Origin of the sequence: Winslowiella toletana, assembly GCF_017875465.1 — a bacterium.
Lineage (GTDB): Bacteria > Pseudomonadota > Gammaproteobacteria > Enterobacterales > Enterobacteriaceae > Erwinia > Erwinia toletana.
Map to the genome: position 1 here is coordinate 4,718,370 of NZ_JAGGMQ010000001.1, position 20,053 is coordinate 4,738,422.

Genomic DNA, 20,053 nt, shown 5'->3' on the forward strand with positions numbered 1-20,053 from the left:
TGGCACGATGCGTGCAAATTACAGTAGAGCCGTGGTGAGTTATTTTATTAACATTTTTTAAACTTTTCGTTCACTTAGGGTGAGCAGTGAGGCCGCTATGCAACAGTCAGTATCACGTGAGAATTTTGATCAGTGGATGGTGCCAACCTATGCACCTGCCAGCTTTGTACCGGTCAAAGCCGAGGGGTCTACGCTGTGGGATCAAAACAATAAAGATTATATCGATTTTGCTGGTGGCATCGCAGTGAACGCGCTTGGCCACGCTCATCCTGAATTACAGCTGGCGTTACAACAGCAGGCGGCACGCCTGTGGCATACCGGTAACGGTTATACCAACGAGCCGATTTTACGTCTGGCGAAGCAGCTGATTGACGCCACCTTTGCCGAGCGGGTGTTCTTCTGTAACTCCGGTGCGGAAGCTAATGAGGCGGCGCTGAAGCTGGCGCGTAAATATGCCCATGATCATTTCGGCAGCCAGAAGAGCGGTATTGTGGCGTTTAATAATGCCTTCCATGGCCGCACGCTGTTTACCGTGACGGCGGGCGGTCAGCCAGCTTACTCCCGCGATTTTGCTCCGTTACCGGAAGCGATCAGCCATGCGGAGTTTAACAATTTAGCCTCCGCCGCGGCGCTGATTAATGATGATACCTGTGCGGTGATTGTCGAACCGATTCAGGGCGAAGGCGGCGTGTTGCCAGCAGAACCGGCCTTTTTACGCGGGCTGCGTGAACTCTGCGATAAGCATCACGCGCTGCTGATTTTTGATGAAGTGCAGACCGGCGTGGGCCGTACCGGTTCGCTGTATGCCTATATGCACTATGGCGTCACGCCGGATGTGCTCTCCACTGCTAAAGCGCTGGGCGGCGGTTTTCCGATCGGCGCGATGCTGACCACGGAAAAACTGGCGGCTGTAATGGGTGTCGGTACCCACGGCACGACCTATGGCGGTAATCCGCTGGCCGGGGCAGTGGCGGGGAAAGTCATCGAACTGATTAATCGCCCGGATGTGATGGATGGCGTGGGTCTGCGTCACCGCTGGTTTATCGATGGCCTGAATGCGATTAATCAGCGCCTGCATCTGTTTAAAGAGATCCGTGGCTTAGGCCTGCTGATTGGCTGTGTGTTGAACGAGGATTACAGCGGTAAAGCCAGACAGTTTAACCTCGCCGCCGCCGAACTGGGGGTGATGGTGCTGATCGCTGGCGCCAGCGTGGTGCGTTTTGCGCCGTCACTGGTGATCAGCGAACAGGAAGTGAAGCTGGGTCTGGCGCGCTTTGAGCGTGCCTGCGAAGTGGTTGTGAAAGGAGCAGGGGTATGATGGTTATTCGTCCCGTTGAGCGCGACGATTTGCCGCAACTGCTGGCGCTGGCGGGTAAAACCGGTGGCGGTCTGACCTCGTTGCCTGCCGACAGCGATACGCTGTCGGCGCGGATCGAACGCTCAATCCAAACCTGGCAGGATGCATTGCCGCGTGCGGAACAGGGATATGTCTTTGTGCTGGCTGACAGCGACAGCAACCGGGCGGTGGGCATTTGCGCCATTGAGGTTGCTGTGGGTCTGCAGGATCCCTGGTATAACTTTCGCGTCGGCACCCAGGTGCATGCGTCGAAAGAGCTGAATGTCTATAACAATCTGCCGACGCTGTCCCTGAGCAATGACCATACCGGTAGCAGCGAACTCTGTACGCTGTTTCTCGATGCGGATTATCGCGACGGGAAAAATGGCTATCTGCTGTCGAAATCACGCTTTCTGTTTATGGCGGAATTTCGCGATCGTTTTATGGATAAAGTGGTGGCTGAGATGCGCGGCGTCAGCGATGAAAACGGGCGTTCTCCTTTCTGGGACAGTGTCGGCAGTCGCTTCTTTTCGATGGCCTTTGCGGATGCTGATTTTCTCAGTGGCACCGGGCAGAAATCCTTTATTGCCGAGCTGATGCCGAAACATCCGCTGTATATCGATTATCTGTCGCCGGAAGCGCAGGCGGTGATTGGTCAGGTGCATCCGCAAACCGCCCCGGCGCGCGCGGTACTGGAAGCGGAAGGCTTTCGCTATCAGAACTATGTCGATATTTTTGACGGCGGTCCGACGCTGGAGTGCGATATCGATCGGGTGCGCGCGATTCGTAAAAGCCGCCTGCTGACGGTCGCTATCAGTGATGCGCCAGCTAACGAGACGCTGCCGCTGTGTCTGGTGGCCAACAACGATTACCGCCGTTTCCGCGTGCTGTTGCTGCGCGCCGATCCGAAATGCGACGCCATCACCATTAACCCTGAAGTGGCCGCAGTGATGGCGTGTCAGCCGGGCGACAGTCTGCGGGTGGTGAAACTGTTTACCGAGGAGAGAAAAGCATGACGCACTGTATTAATGGTCAATGGATCACCGGTAGCGGTGACAATGTCACTAAATGTGATCCGGTTGACGGTGTTCAGCTGTGGCAGGGGAAAACCGCCAGCGCCGGACAGGTGGTTGCCGCCTGCGAAGCGGCGCGTGCAGCTTTCCCCGGCTGGGCGCGTCGTCCGTTTGCTGAACGTCAGGCGATTACTGAGAAATTCGCCGCGCTGCTGGAGCAGCATAAAGACGATCTGACGGCCACTATCGCCCGCGAAACCGGTAAACCACGTTGGGAAGCGCAGACCGAAGTGCAGGCGATGATCAATAAAGTGGCGATCTCGGTGAAAGCTTATCATGCCCGCACCGGCGAGCAGCAGGAGGGCGAAAGTGCCTTACGTCACCGGCCGCACGGCGTGATGGCGGTGTTTGGCCCCTATAATTTCCCCGGGCATTTGCCGAACGGCCATATTGTGCCGGCGCTGCTGGCAGGGAATACCGTGGTGTTCAAACCCAGTGAACTGACGCCGCTGACTGCGGAGAAAACCGTGCGTTTGTGGCACAGCGCGGGAGTGCCGGGCGGCGTGCTGAATCTGTTACAGGGCGGGCGCGATACCGGCCAGGCGCTGGCGCAGGATAAACAGGTTGATGGCCTGCTGTTTACCGGCAGCGCCAGTACCGGCTACCAGCTGCATCGCCAGTTCGCCGGACAACCGGAAAAAATGCTGGCGCTGGAAATGGGCGGGAATAACGCGCTGATTGTCGAAGATCCGGATGATATTGATGCGGCAGTGCATATTGCTGTTCAGTCGGCGTTTATTACTGCCGGACAGCGCTGTACCTGTGCGCGCCGCCTGCTGGTTAAACGCGGCGCCAGTGGCGATGCCTTCCTGGCGCGTCTGGCGGCGGTGGCCGGGCGGCTGCGTGTCGGACGCTGGGATGATGAGATGCAGCCGTTTATGGGCAGCGTGATCTCGCCGCAGGCGGCAGAGCGTATTTATCACGAATGGCAGGCGCGCGTGGATGCAGGTGGCAAGGTGCTGCTGGCGATGCAGTGGCCGCAACGCGACAGCGCCATCCTGACGCCGGGGATTATTGATGTCACTAACCTGAAAAATCTGCCAGATGAAGAGGTATTCGGGCCGTTGCTGGCGGTGATCCGCTACGACGATTACGACCATGCGATTTATCTGGCTAATAGCACACGTTACGGTCTCTCATGTGGTTTGATCTCGCCTGACCGGAGCAAATTTGACCGGCTGCTGATTGAAGCGCGCGCCGGGATCGTTAACTGGAATAAACCGCTGACCGGCGCTTCCAGTAGCGCGCCGTTTGGCGGTATTGGCGCCTCCGGCAACCATCGCGCCAGCGCCTGGTATGCGGCGGATTACTGCGCATGGCCGATGGCGTCGCTGGAGAGTCCGCAGTTAACCCTGCCCGCCACTCTGTCACCGGGACTGGATTTTAGCGCAACAGGAGAGCAGAAATGACCGCCCGTGAAGTCAATTTTGATGGTCTGGTGGGTTTAACCCATCACTACGCCGGGCTGTCGTTTGGTAATGAAGCCTCGACGCGTAATCAGCATCAGCAGTCCAATCCCAGACTGGCGGCAAAACAGGGGTTGCTGAAGATGAAAGCACTGGCGGATCTCGGCTTTGCGCAAGGAGTGATCCCGCCGCATGAGCGGCCCAATATCGCCGCGCTGCGTCAGCTGGGTTTTAGCGGCAGTGATGCGCAGGTGCTGGCAAAGGCGGCTAAGCAGGCGCCAAAATTGCTGTTGGCGGTGAGTTCCGCTTCGGCGATGTGGGTAGCGAATGCCGCCACCGTCTCGCCCTCGGCGGACAGCGGCGATCGCCGCGTGCATTTCACCGTCGCCAATCTGAATAATAAATTTCACCGGGCGATGGAAGCGCCCACCACCGAGGGATTGCTGAGCGCTATTTTTCGCGATGCGGATTATTTCTCCGTGCATCCGGCGTTACCGCAGGTCGCGCTGTTTGGCGATGAAGGAGCGGCCAACCATAACCGCCTTGGCGCTGAGTATGGCGATCCCGGCGTGCAGCTGTTTGTCTATGGTCGTGAAGAGGCCAGCAGCGGCCTGATCCCGGCGCGCTATCCGGCGCGGCAGACCCGTGAAGCCAGCGAGGCGGTGGCGCGTCTGCATCAGTTACCGGCCAGCAGCACGCTGTTTGCTCAGCAGAATCCGGCGGTGATTGACCAGGGCGTGTTTCATAACGATGTGATTGCGGTCAGTAATCAGCAGGTGCTGTTCTGTCATCAGCACGCTTTTCTGCATCAGCCACAACTGCTGGCGCAGCTGCAACAGCGGGTTAGCGGTTTTTGCGCCATCGAAGTACCGGATCATCGCGTGTCGGTCAGTGATGCGGTCAGCACCTATCTGTTTAACAGCCAGCTGCTGAGCCGTAGCCCGGGTGAGATGCTGCTGGTGCTGCCGGAAGAGGCGCGTCAGCATCCGGGTGTCTGGCGCTATCTGAATGAATTAGTGGCGAGTGGCGGGCCGATCCGCGAGATGAAAGTGTTCGACTTGCGCGAGAGTATGTGTAACGGTGGTGGCCCGGCCTGTTTACGCTTGCGTGTGGTGCTTACTGCGCAGGAGCAGGCCGCGGTGAATCCGGCGGTGATGATGAATGATCATCTGTTCGCCACGCTCAATCAGTGGGTAGATCGCTACTACCGCGACCGTCTCTCTGCCGATGACCTCGCCGATCCACAATTGCTAAGCGAAGGGCGCGAAGCGCTCGATCAGCTGACGAAGCTGCTAGACTTAGGCAATGTGTACGATTTTCAAAAGTAACCATGGATGAAAGCTCAGGGCGCTGACGTTGCCGCGTAACGCCCTGTTTATCAGGGAGTCAGAATAATACAAAGGAGAACTAATGCAGGATTTTTTACAGCAAACGCTGTCAGGTGAAACTCCGCAACAACTATCAGGCGAGAATGCCCATCTGCGCTGGTCGTGGTGGGATGAAGGTATTATCGAGTTCACACCGCATCAGGCTACGCAGCAGGCGATCGTGGTGTCCGCCGGTCTGCATGGCAATGAAACCGCGCCGGTTGAGATCCTGAATCAGCTACTGACGCAGCTGCTGCGCGGCGAAAAAGCGCTGGTGCCGCGTCTGCTGGTGATCCTCGGCAATCCGGCGGCGCTGCGTCAAAACAAACGTTATCTGCGTTGTGATATTAACCGGATGTTCGGCGGTCGCTGGCAGCAGTATGAAGACTGTCCGGAAGCCCGACGCGCCTGGCGTCTGGAACAGGCGATGGAGACCTTCTGGCAGGCGGGCGATAATCTGGAAGTGTGCTGGCATATCGATCTGCATACGGCGATTCGTGGTTCATACCATCCGCGTTTCGGCGTATTGCCGTTAAACCCGCGCGAGTGGCCGGACGCGTTTATGCAGTGGCTGGGCGCCGCCGGACTGGAAGCGCTGGTGTTCCATCGCGCGCCGGGCGGCACCTTTACCCACTACAGTTGTGAACACTTTAATGCCGCCAGCTGTACGCTGGAGTTAGGCAAAGCGCAGCCGTTTGGCGCCAACGATCTGTCGCAGTTTGCCGCCGCTAAACAGGCGCTGGCAGCATTGCTGTCTGGTGAGCCGCTGCCGCAGAGCGGTGAAGCGCCGCGTCGTTATCGGGTTTCGCAGCAAATCACCCGTCTGTCGCCGGCGTTTAAACTGCATATGAGCGCCGAGACGCTTAACTTTACCGCCTTTCCGCAGGGCACGCTGCTGGCGGAAGATGGCGAGAAGCGCTATTTTGTGCAGCAGGCTCGTGAGTATGTGCTGTTCCCGAATCCGAACGTCGCCAGCGGTTTGCGCGCCGGTCTGATGCTGGTGGAAGATAACGCCCATAACGAAGCCTTAAGCTGCTGATGGTTTTTACCGGGCGCGCGGTGCGCCCGAAACCATGCCACTGGCGCTGACATAATCTTTCCCAAACCCTGCCTGAAGCGTTACACTCCTCCATAATTTCTGCTAAAACCGCGGTAAATTCATATTCGTTAGCAATTCCTCACCTTATTCTTCTTATTCTCTTCATGATTGTTCCTTTCCTGTCTTTTATGCTTTCAGGGCTTTACCAACGCTCTGAGTACTTGACGTTCAGCGCTCTACACTTGATTTCGAACTCGCGACACAGGCTGTCGTCATGAAACTGAAAAGTAAGGACAATATTATGCGTAAATTAACATCCCTTTTTATTGCAACAACTCTGGCCCTGGGTGCAGCTAATATCGTTCATGCTGCGGCTGACAACCTGACGCCACCGCCAGCAGGCGCAGAAAAACCGATGCACAAGCCACCGATGCATCGTGGTATGCACGATATGTTTAAAGGTCTGAACCTGACCGACGCGCAGAAAGAGAAAATGCGCAGCATTATGCATGAGTCACATAAAGATTTTAAACGCCCTTCGCTGGAAGAGCGTCGTGCCAGCCATGCGATTATTGCCGCAGACAGTTTCGATAAGAGCAAAGCGGAAGCCCAGGCGGCTACCATGACCGCTGACGCCAAAGAGCGAGCGCTGGCGATGATGGAAACTCAGAACAAGCTGTATAACGTGCTGACACCTGAACAGAAAAAGCAGTACAACGCTAATTTTGAGAAACGTCTGACGGAAAAGCCGCAGCAGAAAGGTAAGATGTTGCCACCACCAGATGCACCGGCTGAGTAAGCCATCCTGCATTAAACGTGGTTAAAATTTGAGACCGCCGGTGTTGCCCACATTGCCTGTCAGGCCGTGGTCAACACCGGCGGTTTTACGTTTCTGTCAGCGGAATAATGGTATAGTCGCCGCTCAGCAGCGGGCGACAGAGAATTTTATAGCCATCCTGATCAAATCCCTGCGGTGTGGCATTCAGCGCGCTGGCTTCGCGGATATCGCTGACGGAGCCGAGATAAAACCAGTGATCGATTATATGGATCTGGGTTTCTGCGACGCCTTGCTCCACCAGTCCGACCGCGCCCGGCCATGGCCAGCACATTACCCGCACCTGTTCCAGCGCGCTCAGCAGACGCTGCTGATGCTCCGCCACACTCTCTTTACCGCAGCAGGCCCCGGCACAGCGCCCGAGACTGGCGCGAAAGCAGCCACGCCCTTTACTGAGGCTTTCCAGTCCTAACAGGCCATAACAGAGCCGCTGCTCGTCAGCCACCTTCTTTAAGGTTTCCAGCGCCGCATAACGGCTGGCATACAGACCAAATAAATTGGGTGAGCGGGAGAAATCCAGTTCTTTGGCATAGACCACGGTCGGTTTATCGCCATTCAGTTGCAGCGAACAGAGCTGACGATTTTTGCGCAGCCGTTTATTAAACAGCGGCTGGCGGGTTTTAATCATCTGCGCTTCCAGCAGCAGGGCGCCAAGCTCTCCGGCGGTAGTGATCCAGCTAATTCGCCGCGCCTGGCGCAGCATTTTCGCCGCATCCGCATTGCGGAAGTGGGACATAACACGGCTGCGAATATTGATGCTTTTGCCGATATACAGCGGCATCAGTTCACTTTCGCCATGAAACAGATAGACGCCCGGCAGATTAGGTAGCTCATCCAGCCAGGCGCGCAGATGCTCGGGATATTGATAGATGGCCGCCGGTTCAAATTCAAGGCGATGGGTGACAACACGTCTTACCACTGGAGACTCCGCTTACATCGGTCGGCGATAACGCCGCCCCTACAAAATCTATCATAGTCTGTAGGGGCGGCGTTATCGCCCACCGTGTCGATGAATTGCACAATTTATTCTGCGACGCGCGGCAGATTGCGCGTCGCCAGCCAGCAAATCAGTGAACCGGCGGTAACCATCGCCACCCCCTGCCAGAAGCTTAATGAGGGTGACAGCTGAAGCCACACGGCCGCCAGCAGGGTAGAGAATACCGGCGTGAAATAGGAGGCGGTGGCCAGCAGGGTCAGATTGCCCCGCTGAATACCGCTGTTCCAGGCCGAGTAGGCAATCGCCGCCGATGCGCCCATAAACAGCACTTCAGCGATGGCGCGCAGCGAAAAGTGCAGACTGTGCGGCGTCGACGTAAGCGCAAATTTGAGCCATAACACCAGCGCGGTAACGATAAAAAACAGCGTCACGCCACTGGCGCCGTTGGCGTAGCGTTTGGTGATATTGTTATACAAGCCCCATAACAGCGCAGCGCTAAACGCCAGGCCATACGCCAGCGGATTCGACTGAATATTGTGCCACAGCAGCGCCGGTGTCCAGGCGCTGTCGCCTTTCATCACCCAGATAATCCCAAGCAGCGACAGAGCCAGACCCGGCCACAGCCAGATGCGATACTGCTGCTGATTCAGCGGAATAGCCAGCAGGATGGTCAGGCAGGGCCACAGATAGTTGATCATCCCCAGTTCCAGCGACTGGCTACGGCTGCTGGCCAGTCCGATCGACAGGGCCAGACAGATTTCATAGCTGACAAACAGCAGGCCGCCAAACCACAGATACACAGGCGGAAACTGGCGAATTTTCGGTATACCGCGTACGCCGCAGAGAAACAGCGCGCTGGCGCTGTAGATTAAGGCAGCACCGGCGGTGGCGCCCAGCAGTTCACTGATGCTGCGGATCATTCCGACCGATGTGCTCCACAGCACAATCGCCAGCAGTCCCATCAGGGTTGCGCGTTGCGACAGAGATGACATTGATGTTCCATTACTAAACGGGCGACGCCTGCGTCGCCCTGAGAGACTGGGGCGGGGTTATTTTTTCCAGAAATCGTCAAACACGGTGATCGGTGGGCGACGTTTATGCTCGGTTTTCAGATACCAGCCTTCGATAATGCTGGCGCTGGCGGCATCAATTGTTTTGCCTTCCAGATACTGATCGATCAACTGGTAGGTGACACCCAGCGCCACTTCATCCTGCAGCCCGGGGCGATCATCTTCCAGATCGGCGGTTGGGTGCTTCAGCCAGAGATGCTCAGGGCAGCCGAGGGTTTTCAGCAGCTGCTTGCCCTGACCTTTATGCAGACGGAAAATCGGATTGATATCGGTGCCGCCATCGCCGTACTTGGTAAAGAACCCGGTGACCGCTTCAGCTGCGTGATCGGTGCCGACCACCACACCGGCATTCATCCCGGCGATGCTGTACTGCGCTTTCATCCTTTCACGGGCTTTTTCATTGCCGCGGATATAGTCGGAGAGGGTAATGCCGGCATCCTGCAACGCTTTCTCACTGGCCAGCACCGCTTCCTTAATATTGACCTTCAGTACGCGGTCGGGCTGGATAAAGTCGATAGCATCCTGACAATCCTGCTCATCGGCCTGCACGCCATAAGGTAAACGTACGGCGATAAACTGATAGCTGGCATCGCCGCTCTCGTCGCGCAGCTCGCTAATCGCGGTCTGGCACAGTTTGCCGGTCAGCGTCGAATCCTGGCCGCCGCTGATGCCCAGCACCAGCGATTTAATAAACGGGTAGGTTTGCAGATAAGACTTCAGAAACTCAACGCTGGTGCGGATCTCCTGCGGTGCGTCAATCACTGGCTTAACGCCAAGTGCCGCGATAATCTCTTGTTGCAGTGCCATGAACCTCTCCTCAAGTCAGTTGCGAAATCTTCTTCTGTTAAGCTAACGCGCATGACGCCAAACGACAAGAAACAATCGGTGTTGTTTCGCGTCAAACGCTGTTAAATCAGGCAGTTTTCGGTTTTTTCGCCAGCAGGGTGAACAGGGTGATCGCCAGCATATAGCAGCCAAAGATGGTCATTGTCATGGTCAGTACCGAGGTGCCGCCAATACCGGTAACCGGCACACTGATGGCGCCAAGGGTAAACATGGTGACGCCAATCACCGCCGAGGCGCTGCCTGCACGATGCCCCTGACTCTGCATCGCCAGCGACGATGCGGTAGTGGCAATCACGCCATTGCTGGCGACGCTAAAGAACAGCGCGACTAATACCAGCGGCAGCGGCGCGCCGGTGATCCCCGCCAGCAGCAGGCTGCCGGAGGCGATAAACGCCAGCGTCAGGCCACCTTTCAGTACCCGGTATTCACCCCATAACGGACAGAGACGCGCGCTGGTTTGCGAGGCGATAATCAGACCAACGCCGTTGGCCGCGAAGCACAGGCTGAACGCCTGCGGCGACATGCCGTACAGCTCCTGCAATACAAAAGGCGAAGCACCAATATAGGCAAACATACCGGACATCATAAAGCCCTGCGTCAGGCAGAAGCCCATAAACGGCCGGTGGACGACTACCTGGCCCAGCGCCGCCCAGGCGGAAAACAGACTGCCCTGATTACGTTTTTCCTGTGGCAGCGTCTCGCGTAATTTGCTGCGCGCCAGCACCAGCAACAGAATGGCAATCAGCGCCAGCACCATAAACAGTCCGCGCCAGTCAAGAAACGCCATCAGTGCGCCCCCCAGCACCGGTGCGCCGATGGGCGCCAGTCCATTAACCAGCATCAGCAGGGCAAAGAAGCGGGTCAGTTCGTGGCCACTGTACATGTCGCGCGCAATGGCGCGCGACAGCACCGCGCCGCCTGCGCCAGACAGGCCCTCAAACAGGCGCGCCAGCAGTAGCTGATGAATATCCTGCGCCAGCGCGCAACCGACCGACGCGATAAACAGCAGTACCAGCGACAGCAGTAATGGCCGAATACGGCCATACTTGTCGCTCATCGGGCCAAAAATCAGCTGACCCGCGCCGAGTCCCAGCAGTCCGGCGGTCAGGCTCAACTGCGCGGTGGCGGTGGGCGTGTTGAGATCGCGCGCCAGTTCTGGCAGCGCGGGTAAATAGAGGTCGATACATAGCGGGCCAAGGGCCGCCAGCAGGCCGAGTGTAATGGCATAACCAAGGCGGTTGGGGTGTGCAGGTGTCATTTATCCTCTGTCTCTAAAAGTTGTTTAAGTAATTGCTGATAGATCGGGTAGAGCCGGTCCGCGGACGCTTTCTGTGGCGTCAGTCGGCGAAAAGCGGTGCCTTCAACCATCACCGCTAATACTTCCACGCAGGCGCGAATTTTGTCGTCGCTAAACTGCGGATGTTCCTGTTGCATCGCTTGTCGCGCATGATTAAACATGCGGCCATCGGCTTCGCTAAGCATGCTGGCGACGCGGGGATTGCGCGTAGCTTCCGCCGCCACTTCCAGCATCAGCGCTTCATCGTCTTCATCGATCACTTTGCGCCATGCAAGCAGCGCCGGTAATTTAGGCGTATGCGTGCTGTTACTGATCTCTGCCATGCGCTGATCAATAATGCGTTTCACCATCTCTTCAATAATCGCGTCTTTATTAATAAAGTAGCGATAAATCTGCCCGACGCTGAGCTGCGCTTCACTGGCCAGCTGCGCCATGCTGGCGCCGTGAAAGCCGGAACGGCGGAAGCAACGGCGTGCGGCAGCGATAATCTCATCCTGACGCTGGCGATGGCGCAGATCGCGGGCGGTGGGTTGTGGCGTCATGGTTATCTCCGGGCGCAGAGCCATTGCTGGCGTTTGTGAGCGATCGTTCTCATTTTTCGCATTATACGAATCCGGCAGGGGATTCCCACTCTTTTCTCGCTGCCGGTTAAGCGGCGGCCGGGGCAGGTATCAGTGGAGTCCTAAAAATCACAAAACGCGGCCATAAATTTGATTAATCAGCGTTTATATCCCAGGATTAATGTCACATGGACAATAAATGAGGAATAACAAAATGACTAAAGTAACGGGATTGATTGGTGCTGCTGTGGCTCTGGCTGTGTTATCCGGTTGTAGCGCGTATGATCGTGCGGAAAGCTATGTCACCAAGCCAGTGGTGCAGGATGTGAAAAAAGGTATGACGCGTGAGCAGGTGCGTCAGGTTGCTGGTGCGCCTTCCACTGAAATCACTATGGTTCATGCCCGCGGTACCTGCCAGACTTATGTGCTGGGCGAGCGTGACGGTAAAGCACAAACCTACTTTGTTAGCTACAACGATACCGGTCGCGTAATGAATTACGGTTTCCAGAGCTGTAAAGATTACGATACCGATCCGCAGGCAGCACAGTAATCGGATCACTGGCGTGGCGTTAATCAGATCGACAGGTTATCGTCAGTAACGTTTAGCGATTACGCCACGCTGATAGTGAAGTCCGCAACCTTTCAGGTTGCGGACTTTTTTATATCTGACAATCTGGCGTTAAGAATTTATTCTATTCCTTAACAGAAATTCCTCTGGCGATAATAACTTTATTCTTAGTTGCAGCTGATTTACAATCCCCGCCGCAGAAAAACAGATTGTGTCATGATAAAATTATGAGAGTGATATGATGGAGCTGTTAATTAAATATGATGAATTAGTATAGTTACCATTATTAATGGACGGCCTTTTTTACAGGACATGTTGTGAACGCTAAACGTATTGCTTTATCCTCACAGGTATTCTTTTATCCTGAACACTCCTGTGTGAAATCCGCAGATTGTGAGGATATTTATCTCTCTCCAAGCGAAAAAAAATTGCTGGAGATCGTGCTGGAAGGTAAGGGAAGCAAAGAGAATATTCTGCAGCAGATCTGGCTGAATAACGGCACCATCGTCGGCGAGTCAAGCTATCACCAGCTGGTGAAAATGCTGCGGCGTAAATTGCTGAAAGCGAACCTGCCGGAGACAGTGATTAAAACTCTGCCGCGTTTCGGCATTATTTATCTGCGGCCTGATGAACCGCAGGACAGCGCTGTTGCGGAATGGCCCCAGACGCTGTCAGCTGAAGAGCCGCTGACTGGCGGATTCGCTCCGGCCACAGATGCGCAGGCGACTGTGCCGGTACGTGTGGAACGCGCCCCGGCGCGCGTGGTGCTTCGGCTCAGCGTTGTGGTTCCTCTCGCTATGCTGATGTTGCTGTTGCCGGTGGTGGGAGTACTGTTCTGGCTGCCGAAAGAGGAGAACTTCCCGGCGCAGCGTATGGTGCAGGGGGTGGTGATTCACGCCAGCCGCAGCCAGCTGCTGGCGCCTGAGGTCCTGCAGAAACTGCTTGGCACCCCCGAGAAAACGCTGCGGCATATTTATATTGCGGAAAATGGTCCGAGGATCTGGATCGCCAGATGTAAGGATGAAATTGCTAAGGTCGATAACCAATGTCAGTATCAAAATCTGTCGCTGTATTAGTTGTCAGCGCACTTACCGGCGTACTGCTGGCGCTGATCCTTCATCACTGGCATCTCAGCGCCAGCGTGCCGCAAAAGCCCTGTACCAGCACGATTACGGATGGCCAGTATTTCGATGATAATCATCAACCTTATACCTTTAATGGCAGTATTAGCTGGTGGCCTGATAGCCATAAAATCACTATTAATGGTGTAAAGCAGGAACAGGATCACAACAGTATTATGATCAGACGTACCCTGACCTTAAATCAGGTAATACAATATAATAACGTGATTAGCGGTCGGGTAGCGGCAGTGGATATTTCGCCTGCAGATAAGTCAGGCAGTCAGCGAGTTATGCTCAGTGCCAAAGATGAACCGATGCAAATAATGTTTAAAAAAATTAATGCTAAATCCTGGTTGCTGATGATGAATGATAACTGGATATTAATGTGCAGCAATAAATAATATTAATTATTATTTTTCCCGCTACGTATCGACTTATAAGGGAGGCGGTTTTTCAGGAAGGCATTCAATGATTAAACGCTAACCCGCAAACATCACTGCTTGCGGGTGGGGGACAGCCGGAAAATTACAGACCTGGCGGGCGTGGCACTTCAAGATATTCACCGGAAATATCACGGCGATAATAGTGACCGTCCGCGACATAGAAACGCTCGCCGTCGTAATCAAGCGCGCGCATCGGCGCCGGAGAACGATCTTCCGGCGGGCGATCTACCACCACATAAGTGTCGCCCTGACGCTGATAGTAACTGCCGTTCAGCAGATAATAAGTCAGGCCGCTAATCAATACGGCTTCGGCTGCGGAAGGCAGAAAGTTTAATGGTCCGGGTCCACCGCCGCCATGCCAGCCAGGGCCTGGGCCACCAGGTCCCCATCCGCCAGGATGTGCGCTGGCTAGCAGCGGGCTGATTAAGGTTAATGCCAGTAATGACGCGATGATCTTTTTCATAGTGCAACTCCTGCGTGTACTCCGCTCACATTAGCCCGCAGAGCAAAAAACACAAGGCGTTACTTGTGGTTGTTATTCAATGCTTACAGCGCTTAACGTTATTCTGACTGTTCCCCGCCTGTCTGCGTCAGTGATGCTGTTTACGTTGGCCATCAGGCATAAAAAAAATGGCCGGATTAACCGGCCACGGGAGGAGGGGGAATAGTGCGTTACGCCGGAACCGACAGTGCCTTCTGGCTGCGTGACCAGATACGGTGAGCGGCAAGGAAGGCGATAAACTCACTCATAAACAGTCCTTCGGCTTTGCTGTCTTCAACAATACCTTCTTCCTGTTCATCATCCGCCAGACCAAACTGCGCTTTAAAGCGGCGAGCATCGCCGCTCAGGCCGATCACTTTCAGATGCTTATAGGCTTCCAGCAGATAATAGCGCGCGTCGCCACTTAGCAGCAGGGCGTCAATATTGCCATCCGGCACAATCACCGCATCAAAGGTCAGTGACGGTAAGCCGCTAAAGGTAGCGTCTACCGGCAGCACTGAGCCATCGTCGGCGCGCACCTGGCCCATATGCGAAGCCAGCAGTTTGGCGTGTACGCCGTTGAGTTTCAGTTCCTGCAGAATCGCCAGCACATCGGCTGCTTTCACGCCGTCACTGATCAGTAATGCCACCTGGCGGCCTTTGATATTGCCACTAGGCACGGCGTACAGGCTCAGGCTGGCATCTTTTTTCAGGCCATTGACATCTTTTGGCGGGGCGGTATGCAGCTTCTCATCAGAGAGCGCAATACCGAGATTCTCCGCCACTGCATGGGCCAGCGAAATATCAATACGCACCAGATGATCAACGACCCGCTCACGGATATAGGGGCGCGACAGCTTGCCAAGTTCAAAGGAGAAGGCATCAATAATATGTTGCTGCTCCACCGGTGTCTGACTGGACCAGAACAGACGGGGCTGTGAATAGTACTCACCAAATGACGGACTGCGCTCGCGCACCTTATGGCCTTCAATCCGCTCCTGGTAGCTTTCAAAGCCGCCGCGATGCGGCGCTGGCGGCGTTTCGCGCGGCCAGTTATCGTTAATCGAATTCGGTTCGTAGTTAGCCGGATTATTATCGATATCCTGGCGGTGCATGCCGCCGCGCTGGAAATTGTGGTACGGACAGACCGGGCGGTTAATCGGAATTTCGTGGAAGTTGGGGCCGCCAAGGCGGCTAATCTGGGTATCGGTATAGGAGAATAACCGTCCCTGAAGCAGTGGATCGTTGGAGAAGTCGAGACCGGGGACAATATGACCGGGGTGGAAGGCGACCTGTTCAGTCTCGGCAAAGAAATTATCCGGATTACGGTTCAGCACCATCTTACCGATCAGATCTACTGGCACCAGTTCCTCCGGAATCAGCTTGGTGGCATCCAGCAAGTCGAAATCGAACTTAAACTCATCCTCTTCCGGCACCAGCTGCACTCCCAGCTCATATTCCGGGTAATCGCCTGCTTCAATCGCTTCCCACAGGTCGCGGCGGTGGAAATCAGGATCGCGTCCGGTGAGTTTTTGCGACTCGTCCCACAGCAGCGAGGCTTTACCGGCTACCGGTTTCCAGTGAAAGCGCACAAAAGTGCCTTTCCCTTCGGCATTGATCATGCGGAAGGTATGAATGCCGAAGCCCTCCATGGTGCGGTAGCTGCGCGGAATACCGCGGTCCGACATCGCCCAGAAGACATTGTGCAGCGTTTCCGGTTGTAGCGAGACATAGTCCCAGAAGCTGTCATGGGCGCTCTGCCCCTGCGGCATCTCGTTATGGGGTTCAGGTTTCACTGCATGCACAAAATCGGGGAATTTATGCGCGTCCTGAATAAAGAATACCGGCGTATTGTTACCCACCAGGTCAAATACCCCTTCCTGGGTATAAAACTTGGTGGCGAAACCGCGGATATCACGCACGGTGTCGGCTGAACCGGCGCCGCCCTGTACGGTAGAGAAGCGCACAAATACCGGGGTGACGGTGTCAGGGTCGCGCAGGAAGTCAGCTTTAGTGATATCGGTCAGTGCGCGGTAGGGCTGGAAATAGCCATGCGCGGCGGAACCACGCGCATGTACGATGCGCTCCGGGATACGCTCGTGATCGAAGTGGGTGATTTTTTCGCGCAGGATAAAGTCTTCAAGCAGCGTCGGGCCACGTGTGCCGGCGCGTAGCGAGTTTTGGTCGTTGGCAATTCGCGTGCCCTGGTTGGTGGTTAGCGGGAAATTTTCGCCGCCTTTACGGTGTGCGTCGAGCTGGTCGAGTTTTGCATTGCGGGTATCAGGTGATTTCAGGCTGCCTGGCGCGGTCGGTTGTTTGCCGGGGGCGCTGGGTTCGGCTTTCGGTTGATGAGAACCATCTTCAGGCGCCAGAGAATCCAGTCCGGGTTTTGCCGACTCGGGGCCTGTCGCCGGTGCATTATGGCTCAGCTCCTTGTTATCTGTTTCTTTCGACATTGTATCTTGCTCCCGTAGATATCGTTATTAGTCATCCTTAACTATAGAACAGTGGGAGATATACGCCTGCAAACTACATGGATAACAGCAGGTAAGCGGGGGAATGGCAGGGCTGAAAGGCTGTAAGCAAGTATTACGATGCAAAAAAAAAGGCCGGTAAAACCGGCCTCTGGACGATTACTGATGGGAGAGTTCGGCCTGCTCGTCACTGTCGAGGATCTTTTTGTCGGTCATCTTTAACCAGCGGCTGGTTAATGAACCGGCGGTCATTGATCCATTGACGTTGAGCGCGGTGCGGCCCATATCAATTAGTGGTTCGATGGAGATCAGCAATGCCACCAGCGTCACCGGCAGTCCCATCGCGGGCAGTACAATCAGCGCTGCGAAAGTTGCACCGCCGCCGACACCGGCAACACCGGCGGAGCTTAAGGTAACAATACCGACCAGGGTGGCAATCCATACCGGATCCAGCGGGTTAATCCCCATGGTTGGCGCAACCATTACCGCCAGCATCGTCGGGTAGAGACCCGCACAGCCATTCTGACCGATAGTGGCGCCGAACGAAGCGGAGAAGCTGGCGACAGACTCTGGCACACCTAAGCGGCGGGTTTGCGTTTCTACACTCAGTGGGATACTGGCGGCACTGGAGCGACTGGTAAACGCAAAGGTGATTACCGGCCAGACTTTACGGAAGAAGCGTAGCGGATTGATGCCGTTAACTGACAGCAGCAGAGCGTGAACCGCAAACATAATCGCCAGACCGAGGTAGGAAGCAACCACAAAACCGCCCAGCTTGATAATGTCCTGCAGGTTAGAACCGGCAACCACCTTGGTCATTAGTGCCAGTACACCGTACGGCGTCAGTTTCATAATCAGACGCACCAGTTTCATCACCCAGGATTGCAGGGTGTCGATGGCTGCCAGAACGCGCTGTCCTTTAACCTGATCATCTTTCAGCAGTTGCAGAGCGGCCACACCGAGGAAGGCGGCAAAAATCACCACGCTGATAATAGAGGTCGGATTAGCGCCAGTGAGGTCGGCAAACGGGTTCTTCGGTACAAACGACAGCAGCAGCTGCGGTACGGTTAAATCGGCGACTTTGCCGACATAGTTGCTCTGAATAGCGGCAAGACGGGCGCTCTCCTGCGTGCCCTGCACCAGACCATCGGCGGTCAGGCCAAACAGCTGGGTAACAAATACCCCTACCAGCGCGGCGATCGCCGTGGTAAACAGCAATACGCCAATGGTCAGTACGCTGATTTTACCCAGTGAGGAGGCGTTATGCAGACGCGCAACTGCACTCAGAATAGAGGCAAATACCAGTGGCATCACAATCATCTGCAACAGTTGCACGTAACCATTACCTACAATGTTAAACCAGCCGATCGACTCTTTCACCACCGCAGAGTTTTCGCCATAGATCAGTTGCAGCGCAAGGCCGAACGCCACGCCCAGCAGCAAGCCGCTGAGAACTTTTTTCGACAAACTCCAGTTGGTGCGGCCGGTACGCGCCAGCAGTAACAATAGCGCGACAAACGCCACGATATTCAGAATCAGAGGTAGATTCATCCCATTTCTCCGGTGAAAGGTCTGGCGGCTGGATATGCTCCGCTCAGACTACAAGGCGATATTTTGAATCGCGTAACAAGCTTTATTCGCGCGCATAGTACCAGTTGCTGTTGGTGCAGCATTATATTCAAAAGTAATGGGTTATAACTTTATTAATTTATTTGTATTATTATTGCGCTGATTGTTTGTTTATTACCCGATTAAGGCTGCTTTGCACCGAATTAATTAACTGGGCGGGCCAGCCGTTCGCACCAAAATGCGGCATGTCCGGTGAAAACCACATTGAATACGCCACCAGTGCCATACAGAGTGTTCGTTCCAGCTGGTTGCCTTTTTGGCTGTTGAGGATCGGCAGACGGAAGCGCCAGCGGCAGGGCCATAGCAGCGGCACACCCGCGGGCGTCAGCATATCAGCGGCAATATGGCTGAGATAACCCAGCACCATCCCCTGCAACACATCAGCAGGCAGTGGCCCGTCGGCAGGAACATTCATCTGGAACAATGCCAGGCCACCCAGCACCGCCAGCAGGCTGTGGGTAAAGCCGCGATGGCCAAAGGCGCGCGCCACCGGAACAGAGATCCATTTCAGCCGCTGTCCCAGCACCGATTTCGGATGGTCAATATCCGGTAGCAGGCAGGTAAGCAGTGCAGCAGGCACAATATGCCACCAGTCGCCGTTCGCCAGTTCTGGCGTCAGCTCGGCGCGCTTAGCAAAAATCGCACTGGCGATGGCAAAAATAATATGGCCTTCGGCCGTCATGAGGGTAACCTGGCTGCATAACTGTCAATGCATCCAGTATAGGGGATATAACCAGTAGATTAAATATGTGACGCTGTAACTAAAGATGAATATTTTGCCCGGACGACGCCGGGCAAAATCGCGTTAACGCGCCAGCCAGCCGCCATCCACCGCCAGGGTATAGCCATTGATATAGTCTGCCGCCGATGAGGCGAGAAAGACTACTGGCCCTTTCATATCTTCCGGCTTACCCCAGCGCGCGGCAGGGATACGTCCGAGGATCTCCTGACTGCGGCCTTCATCCTGACGCAGCTGTTCGGTATTATTGGTGGCCATATAGCCGGGCGCAATGGCATTCACATTAATGTTATATGGCGCCCATTCATTGGCCATCAGGCGGGTTAAGCCCATCACAGCGCTCTTCGAGGCGGTGTAAGAGGGCACGCGAATGCCCCCCTGATAAGAGAGCATTGAGGCGATATTGATGATCTTGCCGCCCTGGCCCTGTCTGATAAACTGACGTGCTACCGCCTGTGACAGGAAGAACAGCGTCTTGCTGTTGATGTTCATCACGTCATCCCAGTCCTTTTCGCTGAACTCCAGCGCATCGGCGCGGCGGATAATACCGGCATTATTCACCAGAATATCGATATGGCCGAAGGCGGCTACCGCCTGTTCCACCACCTGCGGCACGCTGGCGCTGTCCATCAGATCAGCATTAATCGCGTGAAAACGGCGGCCAGCGGCAGCCACAAGGTCCGGGGTGTCATCCGCGCTATCGCGGTTAACGCCAATAATATCGCAGCCTGCTTCAGCGAGACCGATGGCCATTCCCTGACCTAAACCGGTGTTACAGCCGGTTATCAGCGCTACTTTGCCTTCCAGATTAAATGCATTAAGGATCATATTC

19 protein-coding genes are annotated in these 20,053 nt (G+C 55.3%); 9 read left to right on the forward strand and 10 right to left on the reverse strand.

Translation table 11 applies throughout. From position 1 onward, the window contains the following. Positions 1-97 precede the first annotated feature (97 nt). From J2125_RS22135 to spy, 6 genes are all read left to right on the forward strand, one after another. Positions 98-1,318 carry an aspartate aminotransferase family protein gene (locus J2125_RS22135; protein WP_017802111.1) on the forward strand — a complete coding sequence of 407 codons (1,221 nt, stop codon included), beginning with the start codon at positions 98-100 and terminating at the stop codon, positions 1,316-1,318. Then, on the forward strand, positions 1,315-2,352 hold the full coding sequence (astA, locus tag J2125_RS22140) for an arginine N-succinyltransferase (RefSeq protein ID WP_017802112.1): 1,038 nt from the start codon (positions 1,315-1,317) through the stop codon (positions 2,350-2,352). The genes J2125_RS22135 and astA overlap by 4 nt, the downstream gene beginning before the upstream one ends. Next, positions 2,349-3,818, forward strand: a complete 1,470-nt coding sequence (gene astD, locus J2125_RS22145) for a succinylglutamate-semialdehyde dehydrogenase (RefSeq protein ID WP_017802113.1) — start codon at positions 2,349-2,351, stop codon at positions 3,816-3,818. Before astA ends, astD begins: the two co-directional genes overlap by 4 nt. After that, positions 3,815-5,143: an N-succinylarginine dihydrolase gene (astB, locus tag J2125_RS22150; RefSeq protein WP_017802114.1), complete on the forward strand. Its 1,329-nt coding sequence runs from the start codon at positions 3,815-3,817 to the stop codon at positions 5,141-5,143. The genes astD and astB overlap by 4 nt, the downstream gene beginning before the upstream one ends. Positions 5,144-5,225: 82 nt before the next feature. Next, a complete protein-coding gene (astE, locus tag J2125_RS22155; RefSeq protein ID WP_017802115.1) occupies positions 5,226-6,221 on the forward strand; it encodes a succinylglutamate desuccinylase in 996 nt (331 codons plus the stop codon). A gap of 301 nt (positions 6,222-6,522) precedes the next feature. Beyond that, entirely contained in the window at positions 6,523-7,020 is a 498-nt protein-coding gene (gene spy / locus J2125_RS22160; protein WP_026111837.1) for an ATP-independent periplasmic protein-refolding chaperone Spy, read from the forward strand. Between the two features lie 85 nt (positions 7,021-7,105). Here spy and cho read toward each other — a convergent pair whose 3' ends face one another. The 5 genes from cho to J2125_RS22185 all read right to left on the reverse strand — a co-directional run bounded on the left by cho (position 7,106) and on the right by J2125_RS22185 (position 11,748). Then, complete coding sequence (gene cho / locus J2125_RS22165; protein WP_017802117.1) at positions 7,106-7,975, reverse strand: excinuclease Cho; 870 nt, start codon at positions 7,973-7,975, stop codon at positions 7,106-7,108. Between the two features lie 104 nt (positions 7,976-8,079). After that, positions 8,080-8,985 (reverse strand): aromatic amino acid DMT transporter YddG, encoded by a 906-nt coding sequence (gene yddG, locus J2125_RS22170; RefSeq protein ID WP_017802118.1) that lies wholly within the window; start codon positions 8,983-8,985, stop codon positions 8,080-8,082. Positions 8,986-9,042: 57 nt separating this feature from the next. Beyond that, positions 9,043-9,870 carry an ammonia-dependent NAD(+) synthetase gene (gene nadE / locus J2125_RS22175; protein ID WP_017802119.1) on the reverse strand — a complete coding sequence of 276 codons (828 nt, stop codon included), beginning with the start codon at positions 9,868-9,870 and terminating at the stop codon, positions 9,043-9,045. A 106-nt stretch (positions 9,871-9,976) separates the two neighbouring features. Next, a complete protein-coding gene (locus J2125_RS22180; protein ID WP_017802120.1) occupies positions 9,977-11,167 on the reverse strand; it encodes a multidrug effflux MFS transporter in 1,191 nt (396 codons plus the stop codon). Beyond that, positions 11,164-11,748, reverse strand: coding sequence for a TetR/AcrR family transcriptional regulator (locus tag J2125_RS22185; protein ID WP_017802121.1), 585 nt, complete (start codon positions 11,746-11,748; stop codon positions 11,164-11,166). Before J2125_RS22185 ends, J2125_RS22180 begins: the two co-directional genes overlap by 4 nt. Before the next feature lie 232 nt (positions 11,749-11,980). Between J2125_RS22185 and osmE the strand changes: the two genes are divergently transcribed. The 3 genes from osmE to J2125_RS22200 all read left to right on the forward strand — a co-directional run bounded on the left by osmE (position 11,981) and on the right by J2125_RS22200 (position 13,856). Beyond that, on the forward strand, positions 11,981-12,316 hold the full coding sequence (gene osmE / locus J2125_RS22190) for an osmotically-inducible lipoprotein OsmE (protein WP_017802122.1): 336 nt from the start codon (positions 11,981-11,983) through the stop codon (positions 12,314-12,316). A gap of 335 nt (positions 12,317-12,651) precedes the next feature. Further along, complete coding sequence (locus J2125_RS22195; RefSeq protein ID WP_017802123.1) at positions 12,652-13,410, forward strand: winged helix-turn-helix domain-containing protein; 759 nt, start codon at positions 12,652-12,654, stop codon at positions 13,408-13,410. Further along, positions 13,380-13,856: a hypothetical protein gene (locus J2125_RS22200; protein ID WP_017802124.1), complete on the forward strand. Its 477-nt coding sequence runs from the start codon at positions 13,380-13,382 to the stop codon at positions 13,854-13,856. The genes J2125_RS22195 and J2125_RS22200 overlap by 31 nt, the downstream gene beginning before the upstream one ends. 124 nt (positions 13,857-13,980) lie before the next feature. On the opposite strand, the gene J2125_RS22205 is transcribed toward J2125_RS22200, so the two are convergent. From J2125_RS22205 to kduD, 5 genes are all read right to left on the reverse strand, one after another. Further along, positions 13,981-14,361 (reverse strand): DUF6515 family protein, encoded by a 381-nt coding sequence (locus J2125_RS22205; RefSeq protein WP_017802125.1) that lies wholly within the window; start codon positions 14,359-14,361, stop codon positions 13,981-13,983. Positions 14,362-14,570: 209 nt separating this feature from the next. After that, positions 14,571-16,835 (reverse strand): catalase HPII, encoded by a 2,265-nt coding sequence (gene katE, locus J2125_RS22210; RefSeq protein WP_017802126.1) that lies wholly within the window; start codon positions 16,833-16,835, stop codon positions 14,571-14,573. A 177-nt stretch (positions 16,836-17,012) separates the two neighbouring features. Further along, entirely contained in the window at positions 17,013-18,404 is a 1,392-nt protein-coding gene (locus J2125_RS22215; protein ID WP_017802127.1) for an L-cystine transporter, read from the reverse strand. A 169-nt stretch (positions 18,405-18,573) separates the two neighbouring features. After that, the gene (locus J2125_RS22220) at positions 18,574-19,164 is read right to left on the reverse strand and encodes a metal-dependent hydrolase (RefSeq protein WP_017802128.1); all 591 of its coding nucleotides are present in this window, start codon (positions 19,162-19,164) and stop codon (positions 18,574-18,576) included. A 123-nt stretch (positions 19,165-19,287) separates the two neighbouring features. Then, entirely contained in the window at positions 19,288-20,049 is a 762-nt protein-coding gene (gene kduD / locus J2125_RS22225) for a 2-dehydro-3-deoxy-D-gluconate 5-dehydrogenase KduD (RefSeq protein WP_017802129.1), read from the reverse strand. Between the last annotated feature and the right edge of the window lie 4 nt (positions 20,050-20,053).